The sequence below is a fragment of the Pseudonocardia lacus genome (genome assembly GCF_018531445.1).
GTDB classification, from domain to species: Bacteria; Actinomycetota; Actinomycetes; order Mycobacteriales; family Pseudonocardiaceae; genus Pseudonocardia; species Pseudonocardia lacus.
Genome location: NZ_JAHDTH010000459.1, coordinates 1 through 1,263 on the forward strand (window position 1 = coordinate 1; position 1,263 = coordinate 1,263).

The following is a 1,263-nucleotide window of genomic DNA, read 5'->3' on the forward strand; positions in this document are numbered from 1 at the left end:
GGGGAGCTGCTGGAGGCGGCGGTCGCGGCCGGCGCGCCCGCGGTCGACCTGGCCGGGCGCCGGGCCGAGGTCGCGGTCCTGCAGGGCGACCTCGACCTCGCCCTGACCCAGGCCGACCTGGTGCTCTCCGCCGCGGACGACGTCGCGCCCGCCGACGTCGTGCGCGCCGGCACGGTCGCGGCCGCGGTGCTGGCCCGGCGCGGGATGCTGGCCCGCAGCGCGGAGGTCTACCGCTGGCTGGGCAGCGCCTCGATGGGCAGCGCGGCGGTATCGGCCGTGCCCGCGCTGATCGGCACCGGGGCGCTGGAGGAGGCCCGCGAGGTGCTGCGCGGCCCGGAGCCGTCGCCCGGGCGCCCCACCCGCCCGCCGACCCTGCTCGCCGGCGCCGAGGAGCTGATGGCGCAGGGGATCTACGACTCGGTGGCCGGCTCGCCCACCGCCGCGCTGTCGCAGCTCACCCGGGCCGCGTCGCTGCTGGAGTCCAGCCACCGGGCACCGCTGCTGCCGGACACGCCCGCCGCGCTCGCCGCGCTCGTCGCGGTGCACTGCGGCGAGCTGGAGGTCGCCCAGTCGGTCCTCGACCGCGCCGTGCGGGTGCAGCTCGGCGGCCGGTCCGCGGTGCTGCGCCACCGGCTGCTGCTGGGCTGGATCGCGCTGCTGCGCGGCGCCACCCCGACGGCGCGGGCCGCGCTGGCCGCGTCCGGGCCCGACCTGGAACCGCGCGACGAGTTCCTGGCCGCGGCGCTGGAGGTCGCGCTGGCCCGCCGCACCGGCGACCTGGCCTCGCTCATGCCGGCCTGGAGCCGGGCGCGGGAGGCCATCGTCCGGCACCCGGTCGACCTGTTCGTCCTGCAGCAGCTGGGCGAGCTGTCGATCGCGGCCACCCGGCTGCGCGAGGCCAGCTGGGTCCGCCCGCACCTGGACGAGGCCGCGGCGCTGCTGGAGCGCCTCGGCAACCCGGCCCTGTGGGCGGCATCGTTGCACTGGTCGGCGCTGCAGGCGGCGATCCTCGCCGAGGACGCCGAGGCCGCGGCCCAGCACGCCAGGGCCGTGCAGGCCGCAGCCGGGGGCAGCCGGTTCGCCGCGGCGATGGCCGCGGCCGCGCCGCACTGGGTGCGGCTGCTGGCCTCCGAGGTCGACGCCGAGGGCGTCGAGGCCGCCGCCCGCGGGCTGCACGCCGTCGGGCTCACCTGGGACGGCGGCAAGCTGGCCGGCCAGGCCGCGATCCGCACGCGCGACCGCAAGGCGATGAGCGACCTGCTC

1 pseudogene is annotated in these 1,263 nt (G+C 79.6%); it reads left to right on the forward strand.

The annotated features are described in order from the left end of the window. A pseudogene (locus KIK08_RS39065) lies at positions 1-1,263 on the forward strand (LuxR family transcriptional regulator); the annotation flags it as partial.